Genomic DNA, 24625 nt, shown 5'->3' with positions numbered 1-24625 from the left:
CTAGGTCGAAACCGAGATGGTAACACCTCCGTCCGTCGCGCCTGCATAGGATCTATGATGGGGCGCGCACGGCTGCGCCGGTACACGCTGCGCCACGCTGTCGAAGCCGAAACCACTACGCCATCTGAGCCGCAATCCGATGACGGCTATAGTGGCCTCATCACCTCAAACAGCCGCAAGTGCCTGCTCGACCTGATCGATCGCGTAGTCAAAGGCTTCATGGAGCGCCATCGCCGCTCCGCGCCGGCTCGCTGCTTCAAACACCGTCGTCCCGAGCGCATCGCGTAGACGCCCGACGGCGTTGGACTGTTCGGGCACGAATGGATTGAACTCGAAGGTCTTGGACAGTGTGCCGTTCAGCGTAGCCGCCGCGTCGGCGCGCCCAAGCCGGTCGAACAGGACGATCAGGTTACCGAGCCCATGCGAGACGAACATCAGATCGGCCGAACGGCGACCTAAACTCAGCACACTTTGGAAGCTCTGCAGCGCGTTGACCGGGTCGCCGACGCGCGCCTGCAGCGCAGCAACTTCAAAGATGATCATGGTCTCCCAGAAGCTGTTGCCGGACTGGCGGGCGATGGCAAAGCCGCGATCGTAGGCCGCAAGTGCCACCGATGGCGCTGTCTCGGCGAAGGCCTTCCCCTTGGCCCAAAGCGCGATTGCGATCGAACCCGGAACACCGGTTGCCTCGACTGTGTGCATATCCTCGTCGGCCGCCACCATCGCATCCGTGTAACGACCGGCGACTGACAGGAAATAGGCGCGCATCGCGAGGCAAAAGCGATCCCGCCGATCTGCCGGGTGGTCCGCGCCGGCGCGCGCGTACTCGACCACCTCGTCGTTCTTGCCCTCGTAGGAAGCGACCATCGCCAGGTCGGCGAACGCCCAAGCGAATGGATCAAAATCGGGGTCGCTGGAGAGCAAGATCGCCTCCTTCGCGTGGCGTCTCGCCTCTTCCAGGCGCGCAAAGCTCCAAGCGCTGCTGGCGGCCCAGGTGAGCAGAACCGCGAGGCGGCGATGCCGGATCGTGCGCGCCGCCTCCACGATCTCACCGGCCCAATGGGCGGCTTCGTCACGCACGCGAAAGCGCGCCATGTCGCCGATGTTGGATGCAATCCGTGCCGCGATATCGATCTCGCCATGCTCGCTCGCCCACCGGAAGGCGGCGCGTAGATTGCCTATCTCGCGATCAAGCCATTGGTAGGCTTCGGGCTGCCGCGGGCTGAGCCAGATCTTGAAGTATGCATCGGAGTCATCGGCGAAAAATTGTGCGTGGCGAAGCCGAGCCGTATCGCCTTCACCCATCGCGTTGCGCTGTTCCTCGGCGAACTGGCGGACCGTCTCCAGCATGCCGTACCGAACGACGGGGCCTGACCGTTCGACAGTCACCAGGGACTTTCGTACGAGCGAATCGAGCGCGTCGAGCACGCTTCCACTGTCGACGCATATCCGCTCGGCCGCTTCCAGCATGAAGCCGCCCGCAAAGGTCGAGGCGCGGGCGAGAACAGCGCGCTCCTGCGACGATAGCAGGTCATAAGACCATTGCACCGTGTGGCGCAGCGTCTGATGGCGTTTCTCGGCGCGGCGCGACCCGTGGCCCAGCAGCCGGAAGCTCTCGTCGAGCCGTTCGCGCAATTGAGACGGACTCATGGCGTTCATCCGCGCTGCGGCAAGTTCGATCGCCAACGGAATGCCGTCGAGCTGGCGGCAGACTTCTGTAATGGTCGGATCGTCCGTGCTGGGCGGGAACTTTGGCGCGACGGCGCGCGCGCGTTCCACGAACAAGCGAACGGCGGCGGAAGCGGTCCCTTCGACATCGAGTGGCGAGACTGGCCATGCCTGCTCGCTATCGAGTGCGAGCGCCTCTCGGCTTGTGGCGAGCAGCGTGACGTGCGGGCAGTTCGCCATGACCTGGCGTACAAGCGAAGCAATCGCTTCAATCAGGTGCTCACAGTTGTCGAACAGGAGGAGGACGTGCCGGCCGCGAAGTGCATCCGTCACGCTCTGTTCGATCGACCGGCCGGGTCGCTGCGTCAGGCCCAGCAGGCCGGCCACGGCGTGGCCGACCGCGCCGGAATCGACAAGCGCGGCAAATTCAATCAGCCACACGCCGTCAGGGTAGTGCGACGCGACTTGTTCCGCGACCTCAAGCGCGAGCCGCGTCTTGCCGACCCCACCAACGCCGGTGAGAGTCAAGAGCCGCGTCGTCGATAGCATCGCGGCCACTTCGGCCACGTCCCGCTCGCGACCAAGAAAGCTCGTCGATCGCGCCGGGAGATTGGTGAGGGCCTTCTCGGCGTACTGTGAGACCCGCTGGTCGACCTCACCGCAGAATCTGAAGCCATGCCGCGGGATCGTGCGCAGATAGATTTGCTGCTCGCCGTTGTCGCCGATCGCGCGCCGCGCCGCGCTGATTCGGCTGGTCAACGTCGCTTCAGACACGATCCGGCCATTCCAGACCGCCTGATAGAGCTCCTCCTTGCTCACAACGCGGTCGCGATGCCTGACCAGATATTGGAGGACATCGAAAACCTGCGGCTCGACGTGCGCGGCTGCGCCGCCACGGCGGAGCTCTCGCCGCTCGATGTTGAGCTCGCAGTCGGCAAACGTGAATATCATCGGAAGCCCAGATAAGGATCAGCCAATATTCGGCGCTTCTCCAGCAAAAATCCAGCCCGTCTCAAGGACATTCAAGGCCCGTTCTTTCAAGGTGCCGGCGAACCTTGGAGAGGAGCCACGACAATGTCCGAAAAAGAGCACGAACAAACAGGGCCGATATTCGCCGCAATCCGGCGCGGCAAGGTCAAGCCCGGGACCGCCGAGGAGTTCGCCGCCCGCGTCAAGGCAGGAGCGTTGCCGGCGATGAAGAAGATGGACGGTTTCAAGGCGTATTTTCTTGTCGCCGGCGCCGAAGACACAATCATCGCGGTGTCGCTGTTCACGAATAAGGCCGTCGCCGAGACGTCGACGCAGACGTTGATGCCCTGGATCAAGGAAAATCTCGGACCGCTGCTGGCTTCGCCGACCGAGGCGATCGATGGCGAAGTGATTGTCAGCGATACAGCTTAGGCACGGGACGTCCGCACGATCGCGAAATATCGAAATCTCGCCAAGCGACCGGCCTTAGCAACCGGAGCAGTGGCGGGCCGGGTCTGCATCCGCGCCTGTTACTTGTATCGCGAGAACGGCGGGGTTTCGGCGATGATAGCGTAGCGAAGTGGCGCGCCACGGTCGATGAAGATGGGCACTACGCGTTCGCCGTGGTGCTTATGATGAGGGCTCCGACGCCGCGATCGGGACGACGATCACCCGCGGCCGCTGCCGAGGGTACGCCAACTTCGAGGTTGAGCTTATGAACCGGACCATGGCATATTATGCCATGGTCCGGTTCCGCTTTCGAGCGACCCAAGAGGATGCCAATGCCCACCAGAAACGTCGTGCTGACGGAGCGTCAAGAAGAACTGCTTGAGACTCTCGTCAAGTCCGGTCGCTACCAGAACGCTAGCGAAGTGCTGCGCGATGGGTTGCGGCTCGTGGAGCAGCGCGAGGCGGAGGATGCGGGCAAGCTAAAAGCATTGCGGGCAGCGGCTCGCACAGGTGTCGGGGCGTTGGATCGAGGAGAATTCAGAGAGTTTGGAAATATCGAGGAGCTGCAAGCCTATTTGAATGACCTCTCGGAGAAGATCATCTCCAGAACAGCCGAATAGAATCCTCATGTCCGAACGCGGATGGCGGGTTCGTCTCGGTGCTACCGCAGAAGTCGATTTTGCCAATATCCTCAAATGGACTACCGAGAATTTTGGCGCGCGACAATCGCGCGTCTATCGGGACACGCTCGTTCACGCGATTGGTGAACTCGCCAACGGCCCCGATGTTGTGGGCTCCAAGGCCCGGGATGAGATCATCGCAGGTCTTCGCACGCTCCGCGTTGCGCGACGGGGTCGTCGCGGAAGTCACTTCCTGATGTATCGGGCAGCGCCAAACAGCACGATCGAAATCGTGCGGATCCTCCACGACAGAATGGACCTTCGGCGCCACGTTCCGTCTGTCCCCGACGAGAGCACAGAATAGAGCTTTCGGAGCACTGCCGGGAACGCGCTGCGCCTCGTGGGGAACTGTCTTCCCGATTTCGCGGCGTGGTCCAGTCACCCCCTCGATAGCGGACTATGCCGTTTCCTGCCGGAGAGCACTCCTGATGCGGATGCCGGATCGTCTTGGCGGCTCTGCGACAGGGTGCGCGACCAACTCGCGGCGGAACCTAATCATTGGAAGCAAGCCGCCGCCTCTGGTCGGAACCGGGAGAGTTTTCGGTCAAAGTGTCCGCGGCTGCTGGCAGGCGCACCGAGAAAGCCGAGCCCTTGCCCGGTTCGCTCGCGACGGTCACGTCACCGCCCATCATGCGCGAGCTTACGCGCGATGGCGAGGCCGAGCCTGGTGCCGCCGAAACGCTGTGCCGTTGTGGCATCAGCTTGGCTGAATTCCTCGAACAGCTTCTTTTGCTGCTCGGGTCATGCCCATCCCGGTATCGGAAACGGAAAAGCTCGAGCCAGTCTCGACCGTTGGCTATCTTGCGTGCCAGTAGTTTGATCTCGCCTCCCTTGGTGAACTTACAGGCATTACTCAAAAAATTAAGCTGGATCTGCCGCAGCCGCATTGGATCGACGGTTAGCGCCGGTTCTTGTCCTGCATCTCGGTCCGCGCAGCACGTACGGTCTCCGCCATCGGGCTCCAGGCGAACCACCGCGGGAGGGCGCGTGTATCTGCGGGCGCGCCATCCAATCGCACCTGCTGTCGTCGCAAGGCCTCCGACAACGTCGATCGACCCAACCAAACTCGATAAAACGCGGTGATTTCCGCCGTCACGAGCAAATCGATGTCATAGCCCGGATTCTTTAGACAAACCGACACTTCGTCAGGCTCAATAACCAGCCAATAGCGGCGCTTGGGTCCGCCGAAGTCGAATTGGATGACCACGCGACGTCGGGGAATGTGTTCGTAACGGACGCGACGGCGCATCCACCACAGAAGTATGATCGGATCGAGCTCGTTTGGCCGCGGGTCGCCGAAGGCCCAGCGCGCCCCCCACTCCCCCAAGGTATCGATTGTCCGCTGGAGTTCGCGTCCGGCTGATGTCAGGCGATATTCAGTATGCTTGCCGCGCGGAGCGGCGTGCCGCTCCACGACGCCCCCTCGCTCCAGCCGCCGTAGTCGCTCAGCGAGCAGCGTGCGAGAGATGTGTGGAAGACCGCGTTCAAGCTCGTTGAAATGCGTCACGTCGCCGAGAAGCTCGCGGATGATGAGCACTGTCCAGCGGTCGCCAAGGATTTCCGCTGCTCTCGCCACAGGGCAATATTGGCCGTAGGGCTGCATGACGCACCTTTGGCCGAACGCTACGTGATGCAAGCCTAGCACGAGAAACGAACGAGGCTAGTCCATTCTTTGGACTAGTTCGGCGTCCTCCACGGCGCCAAATTGACGCTCCGGAATCGGAAGGAATGTGAATGTGGCGTCGGGATATATTGCGGTGTTCATTACCGGTTCTCGACGACAAAAGATCGGAGAATTGACCATGAGGACGCTGCTGCGCGTTCTCACGAGCATTCGTCTCGGGCGCCTATCGCGGGTCAGCCTCGTGCGGGTACCGGGGGCCGAGAATGTTCCGGGAGGACGGCAATGACTTGCGCCGAAGCGGTAGCGGCATCGACCGTTCTACGTGATGTCCACGGCGTCGTATCGTTCATGGCCGGGATTCGCGGCACAGTGCTGCGGCTTGGAGAGCCCGGCTATGACGAGGCCCGCAAGGTCTGGAACGGTATGATCGATCGCCGACCGGCTCTCATCGTGCGGTGCAGCGGGGCGGCCGATGTCATTGCTTGCGTCAACTTCGCCCGCGACACGGGATTGCCGCTAGCGGTCCGCGCCGGCGGACACAGTGTTGCCGGGAGCGCCGTCTGCGACGACGCCCTGGTCGTTGACTTGTCCGCCATGAAAGGGATCGAGGTCGATCCCGAGAGCCGAACCGTGCGCGCCCAGCCGGGGTTGCTTTGGGGCGAGCTAGATCGCGAGACCCAGGCCTTCGGCCTCGCGACTACTGGCGGCATCGTCACCCACACCGGGATCGCCGGCCTCACCCTCGGCGGCGGGATCGGTTGGCTCATGCGCAAGCATGGGCTCACCTGCGACAATCTCCGCGCGGCCGGCGTTGTGAATGCCGATGGAAGATTCATGCACGCAAGCGAGCGCGAGAACGCCGACCTTCTTTGGGGGCTCAGGGGCGGTGGCGGCAATTTCGGCATCGTCACGGCCTTCGAGTACCGCCTCCACCCCCTGGGACCGCAGGTCCTAGCGGGCGTGATCTTGCACCCCGCGGAACGGGCGTCCCAAGTGCTCCGCTTCTATCGCGACTATGTCGCGGCTGCTCCTGCGGAGCTCGGGACGATTGTCAATCTGCGGCGGGCGCCGCCGGCGCCGTACCTGCCATCGGAGCTCCATGGCCGGGCTGTAGTCATAATCGCGGTCTGTTATGCGGGCCCAATCAAAGACGGCGAGCGCATCCTCGCACCGCTACGGCGGTTCGCTGAGCCGCTGGTCGACCTGATCAAACCTACCCCGTACACCGCCCACCAGGGCATGTTCGATGCGAGCGTGCCCCACGGTCTGCGTTACTATTGGAAATCGCACTATCTTGGACCGCTCGGCGATGCAGCTATCGATACCCTGATTGCACACGCGTGGCAGGCGTCGTCGCCGTCGTCCTATACGATTCTGTTCCACCTCGGCGGCGCCATCCGCCGAGTCGATGGCGCGGCCACTGCTTTCGAGGATCGCAGCGCCGAACACGCCCTGAACATCAATGCCGTATGGACTGATGCGCAAGAGACGGAGCGCCACGTCGGGTGGGCCCGGGACTTCTGGGAGGCTATGAATCCGGTGTCGACCGGAGGTGTCTACGTGAATTTCCTGGGTGACGAGGGGCACCTGCGGGTCCGCGACGCCTACGGCCTTGAGAAGTATCGACGGCTGACGGTGCTGAAGACGAAGTACGATCCGACGAATCTGTTTCAGCTGAACCAGAACATACGACCCGCATCCGAGCGGGCATGATTGACGCTACGACACGTCCGCTATGGAATTGGCGCGCCATCCAGAATAAAACTACGAACTCATATGTTATTGATATTACAATAGAATTTTGAATCTTGATTGTGGTATCCATGACGGAACGTTCGGGGTAACTAACCTAACCTCCTAACGTTACCGGCAACAAGTCAAACGCGCTCAATATCTCATACCCCAAGGAGAGCCGATGCTCGTTTCGCGGCTCGGCCCAAGCGCGACGCCCATTGCGAAACTGCGGCGGTTTATCTATTGTATATCCCAATTGAATATACATGGAGATAAAGCCATGACAACTTCCACGGTATTCACTAGCAATCGCAGCCAAGCCGTCCGGCTGCCGAAGGCCGTTGCCTTCCCCGCGGGCGTGCATCAGGTGGATATTTTGAAGATTGGCCGCAGCCGCTTGATCGTACCGCAGGGCAAACGGTGGGACGACTTGTTTCAGAAGGGGCCGCGCGCAAGTGAAGACTTCATGGCCGAGCGTGAGCAGCCGCAGGCCGAGGAGCGCGAGCCGCTCTGATGCTCACCTACATGCTCGATACCAATATCTGCATCTATGTGATGAAGAATTATCCGCCAAATCTCCTAGAGAAATTCAACGCACTTGCCGAGCAACTCTGCATATCCAGCATCACGCTCGGCGAGTTGCACTATGGTGCGGAGAAATCAGCTCGTCGTGCCGACAATCTGACCGCCATCCAGCATTTTGTGGCGCGCCTCGATGTCTTGGCGTTCGAGGCTAAAGCTGCTGCGCACTACGGGCAGGTTCGGGCGGAACTGGAACGTGCGGGATCGCCCTGCGGCCCGCATGACATGCAGATTGGCGGTCACGCCCGCAGCGAGGGTCTGATCGTCGTAACCAATAATATGCGCGAGTTCAGCCGCATGCCGGGGATCAGAGCTGAGAACTGGATCTGACCGAAGCGAAGGTGCATCTCGGCCCTTACGATCCCAGGAACAGTGGACGGAATCCAATTTGGCTGCAAAGCGCCGGCAAGTACATTAACATAGTGCGCGAACTGGCAACCTCTAATGGAATATTCTCTGGAAGTAGCCGATGCGGGTCGTCAGCGATTCAGCCGAGCTTTTCAGACATGTGAGTGCCGAGAAAGCCGCGTTCTATCGTTGCATCATGGATGTCTTCGCCGCAGCCAAGCGGCAATATCGCCTGCAACTCCGACCCGACGAGGTGCTTGCGGAAGCCCGTTGGCCTGACGCTCCGCCCCGCCTCGAAGACGTCAGTACCGCACTCGCCCAGCTCGCGGCCTGGGGCAACCTTGAATCGCAGCCCGATACTGCGCGGGTTTCCAGCCTCAGTGATTTCTATCGCGCCCGTTTTCTCTATCGGCTTTCGCAGGGCGGCGAAGCTGTCGAGGCAGCGTTGGCACTGTTCGTGCAAACGCTGCAACGCCGCGCCGAGCTGCAAACGGTCGCGCTCGAAGACATCGCCAGCCGGTTGCAGGCACTAAAGATGCTTGCGGAGCAGGCCGAACCTGATGCGGCCAAGATTCATGAGACGCTGCGGGATCTGGTGCGGGTTTTCGAGGGCCTGGCCGAGAACGCGCAGGCCTTTATGGCCGGCGTCGCGCGTAGCATGGAACTGCAGCAGGCTGAGGCCGCCACGGTGGCGAGCTACAAGCGCCGGCTGATCGACTATTTGGAACGCTTCATGGGCGATCTGGTGCGCCGCTCCGACATGATCGCCGGCCTCATGCTTGCTTTGGAGCCGAACATCGACGCCATGCTTCAACAGGTCGCCGCTCGCGAGGCCCGCGATGCTGCGCCCGGCGACGCGCAGGATCAAGTCGATTCGCAAGCCCGATCCTGGAACGTCTGGCGCGAACGCTGGAAAGGCCTGCGCGGCTGGTTCTTCCGCACCGGTCACGAGCCCTCGCAAGCCGAATTGTTGCGAGCACGGGCAAGGTCGGCCATCCCGCAACTGCTGAGTGCGATTGCCGCGCTCAACGAGCGCCGCAGCGGCCGCAGCGATCGCTCCGCCGATTTCCGCATGCTCTCCACTTGGTTCGCCAGCTGTGCCAGCGACGATGAGGCGCACCGACTTGCGCGCGCCGCCTTCGCGCTCAATCCGGCGCGGCATTTTTCGCTCAATCCCGACGCCGACGCGGATCTCCCGGCCAGCACGCGCTGGGCCGATGCTCCCCCACTGAGGATTCACCCGCGGCTGCGTGAATACGGCGAGGCAGCTCCACGCGGTCCGCTGGCCCGGGTACGCGACCGTGCTGAAGCGCGCGGCCGTCTGGCGCGCGAACTCGCCGAGGAATCGCAGCAGGTCGAAGCGGCTCGCAAGCGCCTCGCCACCGGCCAACCCACGCGGCTTTCGGACCTCGGCGAACTCGATCGGCATGCCTTCGGGCTTTTCCTAGGACTGCTTGGCGAAGCGCTGACGGAACAGGCCGGGCCGGACATCACCGTAGAACGGCAGACCGGCGACGGGTTGCTCCACATCAGCCTGACGCCGCTTGCGGCGGACAGTCGTGCCAGGATCGATACCCCGCAGGGCGTGTTTTCCGGGCGCGACCATCTAATCACCATTACGCCAACGCGAGACAACCGATGAAGCCTCGTGTTGATAGGGCCAGGGACAGTCGCAGCATCGGCCAGCAACAACAGCGATTCGAGCGCGAGGAATTTCGCAGCTCCGTGCGCGCCCTGCTGATGACGCCGCTGATGAGTCCGGAGCACCACGATTTCCCCGCGATCCGCCGCCAGGCAGAAGCCCTGCGCGACTGGTTCGCACGCGAAACAGGCTGGCCGCTGCAGATCGAACACGAGGGCGCCCGCCTTTTTAAGCGGCCGGCGGACCTCGCCAGCGCGATGCGCGGGCTTCCCGGCTACAATCGCCGCCGCTACGTGCTGCTCTGCCTTGCCTGCGCGGTGCTCGAACGCGCCGACCCACAAATCACCCTGCGCCTGCTGGGTGAGAGGCTCCTGCAATTCGCTGCCGAGCCGGCGCTCGCATCATTCGACTTTAGCTTCACGCTTGGGGCGCCCCACGAGCGGCGCGAACTGGTGGCGGTGTGCCGGACGCTGTTGGAATTCGGGGTGCTTGCGCGTGTCGCCGGCGACGAAGATGCCTTCGTGCATGCCGGCGGCGATCAGGCCGACGCGCTCTACGACGTGCAGCGCCGCGCGCTCGCCGGCATGCTGGCCGCCGTGCGCGGGCCATCGACCTTTAGACCGGAAGACGCGCCGGTCACGCTTGAGGACCGACTGCATGCCCTGGTCGACGAGCACGTGGCTGATAGTGACGAGGGCCGGCGCACAGCGCTGCGCCACCTGCTCGCCCGCCGGTTGCTCGACGATCCCGTGGTCTATATCGATACGCTGGACCCGGAAGCCCGCGGATATTTCGTCAACCAGCGCGGCGCCATGGCCGCCCGCTTATGCGACGCCACCGGGCTCGTGGCGGAGCAGCGCGCCGAAGGGCTGGCACTTGTCGATGAGGCTGGCGTGCTGACGGACGTGGCGATGCCTGCCGAAGGCACCGACGCCCACGCCACGCTGCTGGTCGCGGAGCACCTGGCTTCTGGTTACAGCCGGCGGACGACGGACGCCTCCGGCGCGACGCAGCCTTCCGGATTCACCTGCGGGCACGAAATTGTCTCCTTCCTGCGCGACGCCAAGAACCGCTATGGTCGCTACTGGCGCAAATCGGCGCGTGAGCCCGGCGCCGAACGCGAACTCGCGGAGATCGCGATAGAGCGGCTGGAAAAACTCCAACTGATTGTTAGAGACGCCGATATGATTCAGCCGATGCCGGCGCTCGCACGCTTCGCCCTTGGTCAGGCTGAAGTCCACGAGACTCTCGAAGGCGCGCCGCGCGTCGCGGCCAATGATCTCTTCGGACTACCATGAACGATCGCCCGGTTTCCTTTCTTGCACAGGCCGAGAAGCCAGCGCTACCGATCCCGACGCGGCCGCGCTGGCAACCGCTGCGGCTCGGTCTGGTGGAGCTATTCCACTACGACAGCGAGGAATTCTGGTTCCGCGACGGCCACCTGCTGCTGCGCGGCAACAATGGTACCGGCAAGTCCAAGGTGCTGTCGCTGACCCTGCCCTTCCTGCTCGATGCGCAGCTTAAGCCGTCGCGGCTTGAACCCGACGGCGACAACGGCAAGAGGATGGCCTGGAATCTTCTGATGAACAGCTACGACCGGCGCATCGGCTATGCCTGGATCGAGTTCGGTCGCCTAGCCGACGACGGCACGCCGCGTTATCTAACGCTCGGCGCCGGGCTCTCCGCGGTCGCTGCACGTCCCCAGGTGGATAGCTGGTTCTTCGTGCTGGAGGATGCCGACGACGCACCACGTCTCAATCGGGATCTTTGGTTGATGAGCGACCAGCGCGTTGTCCTGACCAAAGAGCGCCTGCGCGACGCGCTTCAAGGCCGCGGCCAGGTGTTCGAAACGTCATCGAGTTATCGGCGCGCCGTCGATGAGCGGTTGTTTCGCCTGGGCGCCAAGCGCTACGACGCGTTGATGGATACGCTGATCCAGCTGCGACAGCCGCAATTGTCGAAGAAGCCCGACGAAACCGCGCTTTCAAATGCACTGACCGAAGCCTTACCACCGCTGCCAACTGAATTGCTTGCCGACGTGGCCGAAGCCCTCGGCCAGTTGGAGGAAGATCGACGTCAGCTTGAGGAATATCAGGCGCTGGCAAAGGCCATTGAGCGTTTCGTCCAGCGCTACCGCATCTATGCCGGCACTCAGACCCGACGTCAGGCCCGCGTGCTACGCCAAGCGCAAACCGAGTTCGACAATGCCAGCCGGGCGCGCGGCGAAGCGCAGGCGCGGCTTGCGCGAGCCCTGATCGACGAATCGCTCGCACGGAAAGCTCACGATGAGGCGGACCTCGGGCTCAAGCGCTCGCAAGCCCGTCTCGAAACCCTGCGCGCAGATCCGACGATGCAGGATGCCAACCGGCTCGAAGGCGCGGCTAAGGACGCGGTCGCGCGGCAATACGCCTTGCAGGCCGCCGCCACGGCGGTGGATGAGGCCATCCGGCGGCTGAAGCGCAGCGCCAGCGAGGCGGAAGAGGCCGCGCAGCGAATGGTTGAGGCCGAACGTCAGATGGCCGAACTGCGCCGGGAAAGCGCAGTCCATGCCGCGGCAGCGGGCGTTGCGGCGGCCCATGGCGACAATCCGCTCATGGTGCTCGAAGCCGCGGCACTGGCCGAGTTGGCGCCACGCGCTTTCGAAGTTGCACGATCCGAGCTTCGCGTTTTGGTCGGTCGACGACGCGAACAGATCGCGCTATTGCGGCGGCGCCACGAAGAGGTGATCGCGGCCGAAACCCTGCATGGCCAGCGACAGACCGCGCGCGACGAGAGACAGGATGCGGCCGAGGATGCGGCGATCCGACGCGAGAAAGCCGACGCGAATGTGGAACAGGAGGGTCAAAACCTGATTCAGGCTTGGGAACGCCATTTCGACAGCCTGACGCAACTGCGCGTCGGCGCCGACGATCTCGCGGCGCTCACGGCTCTGGCCGATTGGGTCGTCGCCCTGCAGGGCGACAATCCGGCACGACAACGCTTGCAAGTCGCGCAGCAGCAGGCCAGCGTGAATTTCGCGCAGCGTCGGGTCTCGCTCGACGCGCAACGTCAGACCCTACAGGCAGAACAGACAGCGCTCGAGGGCGAGCGCACCCGGCTGGAAGCCGGCCTCGATACGACGCCGCCGCAGCCCTACACACGCGACGCCGATAGCCGGAGCATGCGCGCGGGTGCGCCGCTGTGGCAACTGGTGGACTTTCGCGCCCCGGTCACGGCTTCGCAGCGCGCCGGCCTCGAAGCCGCGCTCGAAGCCGCCGGTCTGCTCGATGCATGGGTCTCGCCCGACGGCCAATTGCAAGTTGGCGACGGCGGCTCGCTCCCACACGACACGCAACTGCTGCTGCGGCGGCCCCATTCGCTTTCGCTCGCCGGTTGGCTGCAAGGCGATGTGCCGACCGGCAGCACCGTGCCGGCAAGCGTCGTCGAACACGTGCTGTCGGGTATCGCCTGTGCGGACGGCGATCCAATCGACAGCGAGGCCTGGGTCGCCCCTGACGGTCGCTTTCGCCTCGGTGCGCTGGCCGGCGCCTGGATCAAACCCGCGGCGGTCTACATCGGGTATGCCGCCCGCGCCGCCGCCCGCGCACGGCGTCTGGCCGAGATTGCCGGGCGCCTTGGACTGATAGCCGAAGAGCTCACGGCTGTGCACGCAATGCATGCGCAACTCTTGCACGACCAGGACCAAGCCGCCGACGAATGGCGCCTGGCGCCCACCGACGAGGCGCTACGCGGTGCTCACCACGCTGCCGCAGCCAGCGCCCGCGACGCGCAGATTGCACTGCAACGGCTGGCCGAGGCCGACACGCTATGCCGTGACGCCGAACAGGCCTTGCAGACGATACGACAACGGCTTGCCGCGGATGCCACAGATCTGCGCCTGCCGGTCTCACCCGCCGACTTGCCGGGGATCGAGACGGCACTGAATCACTATCACGACGTCCAGTTCCGCCTCGCGCAAGCCGCCCACGAACTGCGCCTGGCGCTGCCCGATCTGCAGCGGCAACGCGATCGCGAGGGCGAAGCGCGCGATGACCTGAAAAAACGGCGGGAATACCTGGCGGCGGCTCGAATCGAGGCGGAAGAGGCATCGGCTCGGCTCAACGTGTTGCGCGACGCCGTCGGCGCCAAGGTCGAGGAACTGCAACGACAATTGGCCGATGCCCGTGCTGCCGTCGACGTTAGCGATGGCGTATTGGACCTTGCGCGCGAGGCCCTCAGGAAATCCGGCGAGGCGCGCGCAATCGCAGGCGAACAGGCCACGACCGCGGATGCGGTCTTCGCACAACGGAGTGAGGCGCGCGCCGAGTCCATCGCAAAGTTCCAGCATTTCGCTGCCACCGGTCTGCTGTCGACGGCGCTACCGCAGGCCGAGTTGCCTGACCTCGGCAGCCCTTGGACGATCGACCCCGCGCTCACGCTGGCACGCCGCGCCGAACAGGCCTTGTCCGACCGCAAGGACGACGACGAGGCGTGGGCTCGTGTGCAGCGGGAAATTGCGGGGGACCTCACAGAATTGCAGCGCGCCCTTAGCGTGCTCGGCCAACAGGCACAGGCCGAAACCACCGATTGGGGACTGACCGTCCACATCGTCTACCAGAACAGGCCCGAACCGCCGGATAGCCTTGCGGCGCGGCTCGCTGAAGAGATCGCCCAGCGCAGCGAAATGCTCACCGCCAACGAACGCGCCGTCCTGGAGAATCATTTGCAGGCCGAGATCGCCTCCGAGGTCCAACGCCTGCTGCAGGCGGCCGAAACGCAGCGCAACGCGATCAACAAAGAACTGCACAGCCGACCGACCTCCACCGGCGTGCGCTACCGGCTGCTGTGGCAGCCGCTGGCCGAAGAAGAAGGCGCTCCGGTCGGCCTCGAAGCAGCGCGCAAACGTCTACTCAACACCAGCGCGGATCTCTGGTCGGCGGACGACCGCCGGGTCGTTGGCGCCATGCTGCAGCAGCGCATCGCCGCCGAGCGCGAGCGCGCCGACTCCGCCTTTGGCAAGGATGGCGGCGGCAGCCTGATGGAGCAACTCGCCCGCGCACTTGACTACCGCCGTTGGCATCGCTTCCGCGTCGAGCGCTGGCAGGACGGTCATTGGCGCAAGCTCTCCGGCCCGGCCTCGAGCGGCGAACGCGCGCTCGGGCTCACCGTGCCGCTGTTCGCCGCGGTCGCCAGCTTCTACAGCCAAGGGAGCTCCTCCCTGGCGCCACGGCTGATGCTGCTCGACGAAGCCTTCGCCGGGATCGACGACACCGCCCGCGCGCACTGCATGGGGCTGATCCACGAGTTCGATCTCGACTTCGTCATTACCAGCGAACGCGAATGGGCCTGCTATGCCGAGCTTCCAGGCGTCGCGATCTGCCAGCTTCAGCGACGTGAAGGCATCGACGCGGTGTTCGTGTCGCGCTGGAGCTGGGATGGCCGCGCCAAGACACGGGAGGAGGATCCCGACCGCAGGTTTGCGCCGACATGAGTTCCTCGACCGACCTGCGTCTGCAACGCCTGCTTGGCGGCGACCATTTCGCCTTGCTGCGCAAGCGCCTGCGTCGGCGTTTCGAACGCGCACCACTCGGCGCCGAGGTTGAAAGCTTTCGTCTCGGCAATCTCACCACAGAGGAACATGCCGCGTTGACTTCGCTGCTCGGCCGTCCGCTGCGTTACGCCAATTCCTTGCAAGTCGATGTTCGCCTCGTCGATGCCGCGTTTCGGAACGCCGGCATCGCCTCGTCGCTACGCGATGCACTCGAGCGCCTCGATGGCCCCATTACGAATCTGGCCAGGAGGCGCTTCACGCTGCAAACGCAGTGGTCGGATGTGCTGGGCGCCTGCGCCAATCGCGAACTAATTGGATTGCTGCAAGCTCCGGCGGGCATCGGGCTGCTCAAGCGTCTTTCCAGGCAGAGCCCGATCGCGGCGGCCCAGCTCTGTCATCGCGTCGAAGTCGTGTTGCAACGCCTGCCGGCGAGCGGTATCACGCGTTCGCAATTGGCCGCCGAGGTGCTGGGCGACGCGCACGCGCTCGACAGTGGTCAGCCGACAGCGACCTTGGTGCTGGCAGTCTGGCGTCAGGTGACCGCTCGAACCTACGCCAACAATGATTGCGTCGATGTCGAGCTAACGGAAGACAGCGAGATGGAACTGGACGGCGGTGCGGAACGCGACCGCGACGTCTGGGCCAAGGCCGGCGTGCTCGTCAATGAACTGGCGCGCCCGGCGCTGTTCCTGAACCTGCCCGTGCGCGATGACCGCGATCGATTGCCGGGAGAGCCTATCTATGCGTCGCTGCGGTCGCTTTTGCGCTCGCCGCCGCCGTGGGACGTGGCGAATCGCAAGGTCTATGTCTGTGAGAATCCCAACCTGGTTGCGATCGCCGCCGATCGCTGGGGCTCCGATTGCGCGCCGCTGGTCTGTACCGACGGCATGCCCGCCGCTGCGCAGCGATGCCTCCTGTCGCAGTTGGCAAAAGCGCGTGCGCAGCTGTGCTATCACGGCGATTTCGATTGGCCAGGAATACGGATCGGGAACCACGTCATGCGCGAGCACGGCGCCCAATCCTGGCGCTTTTGCGCGGCCGACTACGAGGCCGCGGTCGACGGGGCCACAGGTCTTGGACAGACTCTCACGGGAAAAGCTGTCCACGCATTGTGGGACGAAGGGTTGATGGCAACCATGCAGCGACACCGGCTCTGCGTTGCCGAAGAAGCTCTAGCCGCTTCATTGTTGGAGGATCTCAAGCCTCCATAGCGATTGGGGTTCGCGGTTTTATTCTGAATGGTGGCGAAATGGTGCGCCATTCAGAACAAAACTGCGAACTCCTATGTCATTGAAATACCAATATAATTGTCGACGGGTTAGAGGGCCGTCTGGGGACAGGTCGGTTCCGCACTCGACGAACTGGGCTCGAAACGGCACACGCCGCCATGCAGCCCCTTAGGCAAACAGCATTTCACGAAAATCTCGTAGCGCCGCGAGCTGCGAAGACCCAGCGCACAATAAGCTGAACTTGTTCCGACTTGCTGTGGCGTCCGCTTGATCACGCAGCTGACGAAGCGCTTCTGCATCGTCAATTAGGTACTCCAATCTCCAGATCGAGACGACCATGCATTAGACGTCGGGACGTACGTGCGCGAATTACGAGCCGCAAACTCAACCAAATGGTGCTGCTTTGACTTATCGCTCACGATCGCGCCATTCAATTTATCTTGGTGCACCGACCACTGGAAATGTGCGGAGTATCGTCGTTATTGTTGCTTCCGTTCTGGTTCACAACCTTCGCGTCTGCTTGGTAACCGCCGACACAATGAAGTTTCGGCAAGCTGGCTTCAGGTCAGAAACCTGTTGCTGAACTCGCGCAAGGTGGGCAAGATCAAGCGCCTTCAGCTTTGAGGATTGCTCGCCACGAAAGCAGCGAGTGGGACCTCGACAGGGACGCCAAGCCTTCACTACCGCACTTACTGATTGAGATTAGGAGGGGTCGGATAGACGTCAGAGTAAGAAATTTGGCCAAGGGGCTTCTTCGTATGCCTGCCAACGATAACCCCTATTCCCGTTTCGAAGAGATTTCCTTCGTCGGGCTGGGAACCGTGGGTGCTTATGGCCTACTGATCGAGGAAATGGCACGCGCGCAATTAGGCAATACTGTTATCATCGGATCTGAAACCATTCTGAAGCGCCCGAAGATACGCGTCGTAGAGAAAGCCCAAAGTACTCGGGTCACGCGCCACCGGCTTACCGTATTGCTTGGCAACACCAACCCAAGAGCCGGAAAGTAGTCCGTCGAGATGCGCTTTTTCGAGGGCTTTTATGGTGGGTCCCATAGGATCAATCCGGCCGTCAGAAAAGCGAGTCATCCGCTGCTGAAACAGCAAAATCGCCTGGCCGGTTTCCGGACCAAAGATTCCGTCAATGTCTATAGCCTGCAACCCTTTTCGGACGAGCCAATCATCTAGAAGACACTGAACATACACGACATCATTTCTTTGGTTTCGTCCGCCATTTCCAACTGAAGCTCTGATAGGCATGGTAGACTCTCACATTCGTGCGCGACTCAGATAGCCGCCGCTGGCGCCAGTTCTATTCCCAACCAAATCATCAGCAGCAATGCCAACGTGACAGCGTCAAAAGGGTTCTTGACCTTCACCCTGCCCGGTTGTCGTAACCGTGTTTCGACACAAACATCGTATTGTATCAAGCCGGGCAACGTACGGCTCCAGCGAAGCGTAATTGTGGTCTCGAAGAAGCCCTTGGTCTCAATCCACATTATCTCTTCTCTGTCCTGCGGATTGTACTTTATTCCGGGCGTGTAGGGTAAGTTGTTGAGCGCAAAGAAAGGCGCGAAGAATAAGAGTTTTTTGTTGCCTTCTCTCGTTCCGCTGCTTGATTTTGGCTTCACTTCATAAAATTCGAAGTCTTGCGCAACTTTGCGGTGAATCATCCAATCGGGATTTTTGATGCCGCCCCCGGCCATGAGCGCTTGAATCGATAAGGCTTGAACGTTTACGTTAGGGTTGTTGGTTGCCAAAAACGCAATAAACAGCTGCGTGTTGATGCCTGTAGCATCGCGAAAATATTGAGTCCCGTCCGAAGCCCGGCTCGGGAACGTGCTGATTGTCGGATTTATGCCTACAAAAAAAGTGTAGTCATGAAAGATTGTGTCCTCAGCGAAATCCTCAATCTTCTGCCCCAACTGGTCGATAGCATCTTGAGGAAATCCCTTGATAGATTCTGGAGCTTTGCAGGTCTTTCCCATTGCGCGCCCCTCCTCTTGGTCTGAGAAGAATGCGCTTTTAGTCATTCACTGTCTAGTTGCAACGAACGCGATTTTCGCGACGCACCCGAAAAATGGGCTCGCCAACCTTTGGGATCGGTCAGCAACAATGGATGTCTACCGCCTCGTCCGCCTATTCTTCGCTGGGGCTGTAGGCGAGGTTGATTCAGCATTCGCGGACGCCAACGCGTCGACACGCGAGCTAAGGGCGTTCAACTGATCCGCCAATGACTTGCGTTCCGCGCCTTCCGTCCGCTGAACGTCGTTTATCTGATCGCTCACTTTTTTCTGCGCAGACTGAAGGTCCTGCATTGATTATTGAAGGGCAATCAAAGCCTGCTTCGTCTCCTCGCCGGTGGTTTCGCGTGGCGCACTTGCCTGCCGCCTGTAGCGAGTCCTATTTTGTGGTTGGTCCAATAGAAGTTCCCTGCCGCCAGTATGACGGCTAGCGCCGCAACCAGTCACGGAACTGCCGACCGATTGGCAGGAGTGGTGTCCGTGCTTTCGTTCATACTTCACCGTAAAGATTACAAGGAGCGGGACCAACCCCACGCTCTAATCGCTACTTAGTGCGGCGCTTTGCGATTGCGGGCCAGCACGACCTTACGACGTCGCCACGCGTATCGTGCTCCTGTCACCGTCGCGATTCAGTTTCATGAAGCTGTCGACGCCGCGCACGCCGATGTCTTTCACCGCGTAGTCGCCTGCCCGGCTCCCGTAAGGCTTTGGCGTTCGCTCCTGCTTGCCGAGTCGATTCGAGCAGATGGTGCGAAAGTCGTCTGTGTCTTGCCGACCCACTCCGCCGGCTGCATCGGCGGCGAGCGATTGACGGCCGTCGTCCCATCTAGCACGATTTTTGTGTTTTGCCTGCAGAACGCCACGGGAAGGATATTGGGCTCGGGCGGGGCGGGCGATGGAGGCGTGGGCGGCGTGGGAGACGGGCCCGGCCGAAAGCGAAGATTTTTCAACTCGTCGTCCATACGGGTAATGGTCATGCGACCGAATATGTCGTCCAGCGGCTGACCCGTCCTCTGGATGGCGTTGACCTTGTACCTGCGCTTGGCATTGGCTGTGCTTTGTCCGTAGACACCCGGCGGGTTGACGATATCGAGCATCTTTCAACTCGGGCGGCGAGGCCGCCTTGATCTTCTTGAGCGCTTTCTGCAGCGCTTCCACATGCGACCCATCTTGTCCACCCCGGGATTTCGGCATGATGTGGGCGGGGTCGGATCGCAAGCAGCTTTCCAGCCTAGTCCGGACCCGACGGTGTCACCTCGGTGGTGAACTCGGCGGATTCGAGCGCTGGTTTTATTCGGGGCTCTGCCATTGGCGGCCTCAATCTCGAACAGCCTCGTCGGGTCGGCGGGTCGGCCAATCCAGCTCGGAAATGTTCTGGTAAACGTTCAGAACAGCCGATGCATATTCGAACGGCATACTTGAACGCGGCCCTACATTATTTCAGCAAAAAATCTTCAGGGCAGGAAGAACATGAATGGCATTCCGCCGCCTTCCGACTTGTTGCCCGCACTGGCTTCGGCTTTGGGTTTTGCGGGTCTTGCCGGAGTCGCCTCCCTCTCCCTGCGCTCAAGCCTTGCGGACGGAGCCTGACGTACCTTGCGCTTCTCGCATTCATTATCGTCATTGATAAAGTAACCCGCGGCGCAGGTAATCTTGACGCAGCGATCGCCGTCGCGTTTAACGCCGGATCCGCAAATCAACGGGCAAACCCGCGCCGACTTGAGCTTGATCGCGTCAAGCGCATCGCCGCTCGCGGCCTTGGCATTGAACGTGGTGCCAGCGTTCTGGTTGAACAGCTCAAGCGAACGGCGTGACGCTGCATCCCACTCTCCATTGGCCGACCCAGTGAAGCAGCCGACGCGGCGCAACTCGGCTTGTACCAATTTTGCAAGCTCGGCCTGCGACGGTGGCGCGGGCGCTTGTGGATTGGGCAGCGCGGCCACTTTTGTATCCGCGTTTGTGGTTGTCTCCTGCGGCCGGTCTGGCGCAACAGGTGCAGCATTCATTGCGGCAACGGCCGTTTCAGCCGCGACACGCCTCTGTTCGGCCTGAGCGGCCAGTTGTTGCGCGGCTTCCTTGGCTTTCTCGGCGTCAGCACGAGCTTCCTGGGCTGCTCTCAGGTCCGAAGCCGCCTTGGCCAGTTGCGTCTGTTGAGCGCCCTCGTTGACGAGCCGCGCCTGCTCTTGCTCGGCCTGGCGCGCTTTCTCGGTCGCCGCCGCACGCTTCTCTTCCGCAGCGATCTTGGCGAGTTGAAGCTTTGCCAGATTTGCGTAGTAGCCGTCCGGATACTGGGCGAGGAAAAAGTTCAATGCATCCTTGTTGCCGATCTGCAGAGCGAGCTCGTAATCGCGCCGCATTTCGGATCGAAGCGTTGTCGATGAGGCAGCCTCCTTCGCGGCCTCCTTGGCGGGTTCCTTCGGCACCAGCGGCACATCGTCACCGCCAAGCGTGCCGTAAACATAGGGCTCTTGCCGATTGCCCGTCGCTTTCATAACGTCGTCGCGAACGAAGCCAAAGACTCTCCGCAAATCCAGGCCTGGAGTCCCGATATATTTGACCAGTGCGGCAGCGTAGGGACTGTTCTTGCTGTTGCCGTCCGACGCCGTCGAGCCAGCCTTGGCGGCGAAGGCAACCAGGGTATTCGACGTCGCCGGCTCAATTCGGGCAAGGCCCCGGCTGATTGCCCGCGAGCCGACCGTTCGTTTCATCTTCTCGGAGAAAGGATTGTTGCGGCAAGCGTCGAGGATCACAAGTCGCAGTTGCCTTGCCGGTTCGACAGCCAACAGGATGCGATCGAGCGAAAACGCCTCGTCATAGACATCCGTATCGCGCTCGAGCCTGGCATCCGTCGGGATCAGATAGTTCGTGCCTTCGAGCTCGATGCCATGACCTGCGTAATAGACCACGGCCACATCCGCGTCGCGAGCCTGGTCGGCAAAATCGCGAAGTACACGCCGCATCTCGGTCGCCTGAAGATCCAGGTGGGTTTCGACCAAGTCAAAACCGGCGCTCTTCAGCGTCGCCTGGACAATTGCAGCGTCATTGACGGGGTTCGGAAGTGGCTCAGCGTTCTTGTAGGCAGAATTGCCGATGACGAGCGCCACACGATTCGAGGCCCATGCTGGCTGATACAGCAGCAGCGCTACGACAAAAAACAACAATCGGCGCGATTTCACAAAACCGTGCAAGCCCATGGCAATATGACTGTATAACGCGGTGCTTATAGCATACGTGTCGGTACGACAAAAATGGTTCAATGACATCTTGATGAGCCGGTGGCCTGCGACGCGGGGTGCGGAACCGCACGGGAACCAGCCTGGCGTGACCGCCTCGGAAACTTGGCCAGACCTCCCCGGAGGCGTAGCGTCTAGTAAGACGGATTTCAAACGAGCGAGATCAGTACTGTGACTGACGTAAAGCTCGGCCAGATGAACGCCGCGACGGCCAGGAACGGGACCGCCGATTGTGGCGTCAATCCTTGGCTGGATTGGACCTCAAGAGCATCAATAGTCATCATCTATGGCGGGTCCGCCCTCATCGGCGCCGCCAGCGTTCCCCGCCTGCTTCCGTTGGACAGCGTCCACAAGCTGCTGATGGTCGCGGCTAGCATCGCCAACGTCCTGTTCCTCGGCCTGGTTGCACTGACAACCATTACCCGACTGGTCCCGATAAGAAAGTCGAAGGGCATCGAAACGCGGATTTCGGCCTTGCTGGGCACGTTTCTGAGCATCGCACTCGCCTTTCTTCCGAAGGCCGAGCACGCCCCTGTTTGGTCGGCGCTGTCCACGGCATTGATCCTGGTGGGGACCTCGCTTTCTATCGTGGTGCTCCGCTGGCTGGGAAAATCTTTCAGCATTCTGGCGGAGGCAAGGCGCTTGGTGACGGAGGGCCCATATCGAATCGTCCGGCATCCGCTCTACCTCTCAGAGGGAATTGCTTTGGTCGGGGTCACACTGCAGGTGCTTTCACCGCTTGCCGTGCTCATCGCTATTGTTGTTGTGGTGGTTCAATGTCGGCGAATGATCAACGAAGAACGGATTCTAAAGCTGGCTTTTCCTCAATATCAGGCCTATGCCGCGAACACGCCTTTTCTGATCCCCACAAGAATTGGGCGATTGGCCCATCAGGCCGGGCGGAAGCCGTCGATCAAGATCGATCCGCAAGCCTGAGACGGTCGCTTCTTCAGAAACTGAGCTTCGGTCCAAAGGATTCGATGACGCTGTTCGGCGCGGACGGCGTGATTGTGATGCGTTCACCCTTCGACATCGGGCAGAGCATTCGGGATTCTGTGACCTTCAAATACTTCCAACAACGCCGGTCAGGTTCCTATACGACGCACTCCATCATCGACAGCGTAACGCGCCTTTACGTCAACGGAACGAGATCGGCACCTCGAAATAGGACCCGTTTCGCAGCTCAATACTTGGCCCGTGGTCTCCCCTGTGAACGCTTCACGTCGCCCCTCGCGGGTCGCCGTGCATACCCAATCCTCCAGGCATTCCGGCAGGAGCATCAGCTGGGATCGATCCGCCCCTTCAACGAAACGTCCCATCCGTATCCCCCATCAGGAAATGGAGGAATCGTACCCGACTCGCGAATTTTCACACAGCCAGGGTCAATCGCGACCGGGTCGAGCCAGCAACGAGCCCGGCCATGTCCGCTATGCCCCGTTCGCGACCGAGGTCCTGTGGCGGTGCAATGTCGCGAAGGGCCACAGCCGGGCTCACGCACTGCAATAGCAGGGTCTCCATTACCGTGCCAATTGCTTGATCACCTCGTCGGCACGAACGATCACGGTGGGCGGAATCTCAAGGCCGCGCCCTGGCGGTCTTAAGATTGACGACGAGTTCAAATTTGGTGGGCACCTGCGCCGGCAAGTCGGCCGGATGGGTGCCGCGCAGAATACGGTCCACATAGGACGCCGCACGACGAAACAAGTCGGCTGTGTCTCGCCGGACCATGGTTTCAACCAGGAAAGATCGCGGCAAAGACTATGCCGCTCCTCCGAAATCCAACATCGGATCGGCGATGTCTGCGCGTGTCTCGCGACGAGAATGGTGGAGAAGGACGATCCTCACACTTGTCGAACACTCCGGGCTCGCATGGTCGCCTACCCCTCAAGGCGAACTCCGGAGCAATGATTTCCGTTTATGTTGTCGTTTCCTAAACCACCGCGCGGCAGGGTGAGACTTCAGCGCCTTTCGGGTAGCATCCGGTGCAGCGACTGGCACACCGGCATGGGAGCACTGTCCAGTCGGAATACCCTGTCGTCCGTGCCCGCTTCAAGTCGAAGGCCCTGTTCCGCGCCGCAAGAGGAGTGCCCGCTTGGGCGCATCGCTATCCCTTCGGAGGGTGTCTGAAGGTGCACATAGATCGCGTCGGCGTTCTTGACTTTCTCGAGTGAGACCCCGCCGCCGTCGCAGGCGACCACACAGGCGTTTCCGCCAGGATAGTTCGGCGCGACGTTCGTTTCGCAGGTCCCAAAAGCATAGAGCCGATCCGATCGCGAACGCAGCTTTGCCGATATTCCGAAGTCATAACGCTGCGGGTTCCGCACATATTCCAGATCGAAAACGATTTCCGTGACCTTTTGCTGCGGATGCTGCTGGAGATGAATCTCGTCGTACTTGCGAGCGAAGCAGACCCGTTGGCCAGCGACGGGCGGAAGGATAGTATTCAGCACCTGATTGCCGGTCGAATCGTTGGTCTGAGCTGCGGCGAAGCCCGACCCAACGGGGATCACGGCAGCCAAAAGCAGCAGGGAGCAAGCCTGCCCCCCTCCGGCTCTCCCTCGAAGCGCCCAGCTAATCTCGGCCATGACTTCCCTCTCAGCGATGGTGGCGCGGTGATAGTGATGGGCACTCTTTCAAAGGCCATGGGGAGCAGCTTAGCGGGGTAGGCATCTATCGCAGGCTGCTCTTCAGCGCTGTGCCGATAGGGTCTTTCCATTTTCGGAAAACACCTTGGCGGCGCCCGAAGCAAAGCTAACGCCGTATTCGAATGTCGCCGTGCCGGCCGATTTACGTCCCATGCTGGGATTGGACACGGTGAAGACAACAATGCCACTTACGAGGCATCTTGCTTGTTCTTCATTGCACGATGCTCGTGTAGCTTCCGGGACGAGTTTGTAGGATCGAATCGGCCAT

The 24625-nt window shown here is 61.6% G+C and carries 19 protein-coding genes and 2 pseudogenes; 11 read left to right on the top strand and 10 right to left on the bottom strand.

What is annotated here, in order from left to right; all coding sequences use genetic code 11:
• Positions 1–165 precede the first annotated feature (165 nt).
• The gene (locus ACFFWD_RS36685) at positions 166–2235 is read right to left on the bottom strand and encodes an ATP-binding protein (protein WP_376974013.1); all 2070 of its coding nucleotides are present in this window, start codon (positions 2233–2235) and stop codon (positions 166–168) included.
• 156 nt (positions 2236–2391) lie between these two features.
• A pseudogene (locus ACFFWD_RS36680) lies at positions 2392–2619 on the bottom strand (winged helix-turn-helix domain-containing protein); the annotation flags it as partial.
• A 123-nt stretch (positions 2620–2742) separates the two neighbouring features.
• Here ACFFWD_RS36680 and ACFFWD_RS36675 point away from each other — a divergent pair.
• From ACFFWD_RS36675 to ACFFWD_RS36665, 3 genes are all read left to right on the top strand, one after another.
• Positions 2743–3069 carry an antibiotic biosynthesis monooxygenase gene (locus ACFFWD_RS36675; protein WP_376974011.1) on the top strand — a complete coding sequence of 109 codons (327 nt, stop codon included), beginning with the start codon at positions 2743–2745 and terminating at the stop codon, positions 3067–3069.
• Positions 3070–3419: 350 nt separating this feature from the next.
• The gene (locus ACFFWD_RS36670) at positions 3420–3707 is read left to right on the top strand and encodes a type II toxin-antitoxin system ParD family antitoxin (protein ID WP_376974009.1); all 288 of its coding nucleotides are present in this window, start codon (positions 3420–3422) and stop codon (positions 3705–3707) included.
• A 7-nt stretch (positions 3708–3714) separates the two neighbouring features.
• Positions 3715–4071, top strand: coding sequence for a type II toxin-antitoxin system RelE/ParE family toxin (locus ACFFWD_RS36665; RefSeq protein WP_376974007.1), 357 nt, complete (start codon positions 3715–3717; stop codon positions 4069–4071).
• A 187-nt stretch (positions 4072–4258) separates the two neighbouring features.
• Here the strand turns inward: ACFFWD_RS36665 and ACFFWD_RS36660 are convergent, their stop codons facing one another.
• Positions 4259–4654, bottom strand: coding sequence for an ATP-binding protein (locus tag ACFFWD_RS36660; protein WP_376974005.1), 396 nt, complete (start codon positions 4652–4654; stop codon positions 4259–4261).
• Positions 4655–4665: 11 nt separating this feature from the next.
• On the bottom strand, positions 4666–5370 hold the full coding sequence (locus tag ACFFWD_RS36655) for a winged helix-turn-helix transcriptional regulator (RefSeq protein WP_376974003.1): 705 nt from the start codon (positions 5368–5370) through the stop codon (positions 4666–4668).
• Between the two features lie 303 nt (positions 5371–5673).
• Here ACFFWD_RS36655 and ACFFWD_RS36650 point away from each other — a divergent pair, with 303 nt between their 5' ends.
• The 7 genes from ACFFWD_RS36650 to ACFFWD_RS36620 all read left to right on the top strand — a co-directional run bounded on the left by ACFFWD_RS36650 (position 5674) and on the right by ACFFWD_RS36620 (position 16438).
• On the top strand, positions 5674–7104 hold the full coding sequence (locus tag ACFFWD_RS36650; protein WP_376974001.1) for an FAD-binding oxidoreductase: 1431 nt from the start codon (positions 5674–5676) through the stop codon (positions 7102–7104).
• Positions 7105–7405: 301 nt separating this feature from the next.
• Positions 7406–7639 (top strand): type II toxin-antitoxin system VapB family antitoxin, encoded by a 234-nt coding sequence (gene vapB / locus ACFFWD_RS36645; protein WP_376973999.1) that lies wholly within the window; start codon positions 7406–7408, stop codon positions 7637–7639.
• Positions 7639–8037 (top strand): type II toxin-antitoxin system tRNA(fMet)-specific endonuclease VapC, encoded by a 399-nt coding sequence (vapC, locus tag ACFFWD_RS36640; protein WP_376973997.1) that lies wholly within the window; start codon positions 7639–7641, stop codon positions 8035–8037. Before vapB ends, vapC begins: the two co-directional genes overlap by 1 nt.
• Before the next feature lie 139 nt (positions 8038–8176).
• The gene (locus ACFFWD_RS36635; RefSeq protein WP_376973995.1) at positions 8177–9697 is read left to right on the top strand and encodes a TIGR02677 family protein; all 1521 of its coding nucleotides are present in this window, start codon (positions 8177–8179) and stop codon (positions 9695–9697) included.
• Positions 9694–10995: a TIGR02678 family protein gene (locus ACFFWD_RS36630; protein ID WP_376973993.1), complete on the top strand. Its 1302-nt coding sequence runs from the start codon at positions 9694–9696 to the stop codon at positions 10993–10995. Before ACFFWD_RS36635 ends, ACFFWD_RS36630 begins: the two co-directional genes overlap by 4 nt.
• Positions 10992–15167: a TIGR02680 family protein gene (locus ACFFWD_RS36625; RefSeq protein ID WP_376973991.1), complete on the top strand. Its 4176-nt coding sequence runs from the start codon at positions 10992–10994 to the stop codon at positions 15165–15167. The genes ACFFWD_RS36630 and ACFFWD_RS36625 overlap by 4 nt, the downstream gene beginning before the upstream one ends.
• Complete coding sequence (locus ACFFWD_RS36620; protein WP_376973989.1) at positions 15164–16438, top strand: TIGR02679 family protein; 1275 nt, start codon at positions 15164–15166, stop codon at positions 16436–16438. The genes ACFFWD_RS36625 and ACFFWD_RS36620 overlap by 4 nt, the downstream gene beginning before the upstream one ends.
• Positions 16439–17322: 884 nt before the next feature.
• On the opposite strand, the gene ACFFWD_RS36615 is transcribed toward ACFFWD_RS36620, so the two are convergent.
• From ACFFWD_RS36615 to ACFFWD_RS36600, 4 genes are all read right to left on the bottom strand, one after another.
• Positions 17323–17715: a peptidoglycan-binding domain-containing protein gene (locus ACFFWD_RS36615; RefSeq protein WP_376973987.1), complete on the bottom strand. Its 393-nt coding sequence runs from the start codon at positions 17713–17715 to the stop codon at positions 17323–17325.
• Between the two features lie 26 nt (positions 17716–17741).
• Entirely contained in the window at positions 17742–18443 is a 702-nt protein-coding gene (locus ACFFWD_RS36610; protein ID WP_376973985.1) for a hypothetical protein, read from the bottom strand.
• A gap of 707 nt (positions 18444–19150) precedes the next feature.
• Positions 19151–19576, bottom strand: a complete 426-nt coding sequence (locus ACFFWD_RS36605) for a hypothetical protein (RefSeq protein ID WP_376973983.1) — start codon at positions 19574–19576, stop codon at positions 19151–19153.
• Positions 19577–19933: 357 nt separating this feature from the next.
• A complete protein-coding gene (locus tag ACFFWD_RS36600; RefSeq protein ID WP_376973981.1) occupies positions 19934–21673 on the bottom strand; it encodes a caspase family protein in 1740 nt (579 codons plus the stop codon).
• A 210-nt stretch (positions 21674–21883) separates the two neighbouring features.
• Between ACFFWD_RS36600 and ACFFWD_RS36595 the strand changes: the two genes are divergently transcribed.
• On the top strand, positions 21884–22648 hold the full coding sequence (locus tag ACFFWD_RS36595; protein WP_376973979.1) for a methyltransferase: 765 nt from the start codon (positions 21884–21886) through the stop codon (positions 22646–22648).
• Between the two features lie 1022 nt (positions 22649–23670).
• On the opposite strand, the gene ACFFWD_RS36590 is transcribed toward ACFFWD_RS36595, so the two are convergent.
• On the bottom strand, positions 23671–24297 hold the full coding sequence (locus ACFFWD_RS36590) for a hypothetical protein (RefSeq protein WP_376973977.1): 627 nt from the start codon (positions 24295–24297) through the stop codon (positions 23671–23673).
• A gap of 102 nt (positions 24298–24399) precedes the next feature.
• Positions 24400–24625: pseudogene (locus ACFFWD_RS36585) on the bottom strand (hypothetical protein); the annotation flags it as partial.

It is taken from the genome of Bradyrhizobium erythrophlei (genome assembly GCF_042430365.1).
Classification (GTDB): Bacteria; Pseudomonadota; Alphaproteobacteria; order Rhizobiales; family Xanthobacteraceae; genus Bradyrhizobium; species Bradyrhizobium erythrophlei.
This window is presented reverse-complemented; position numbering and strand designations above follow the sequence as displayed.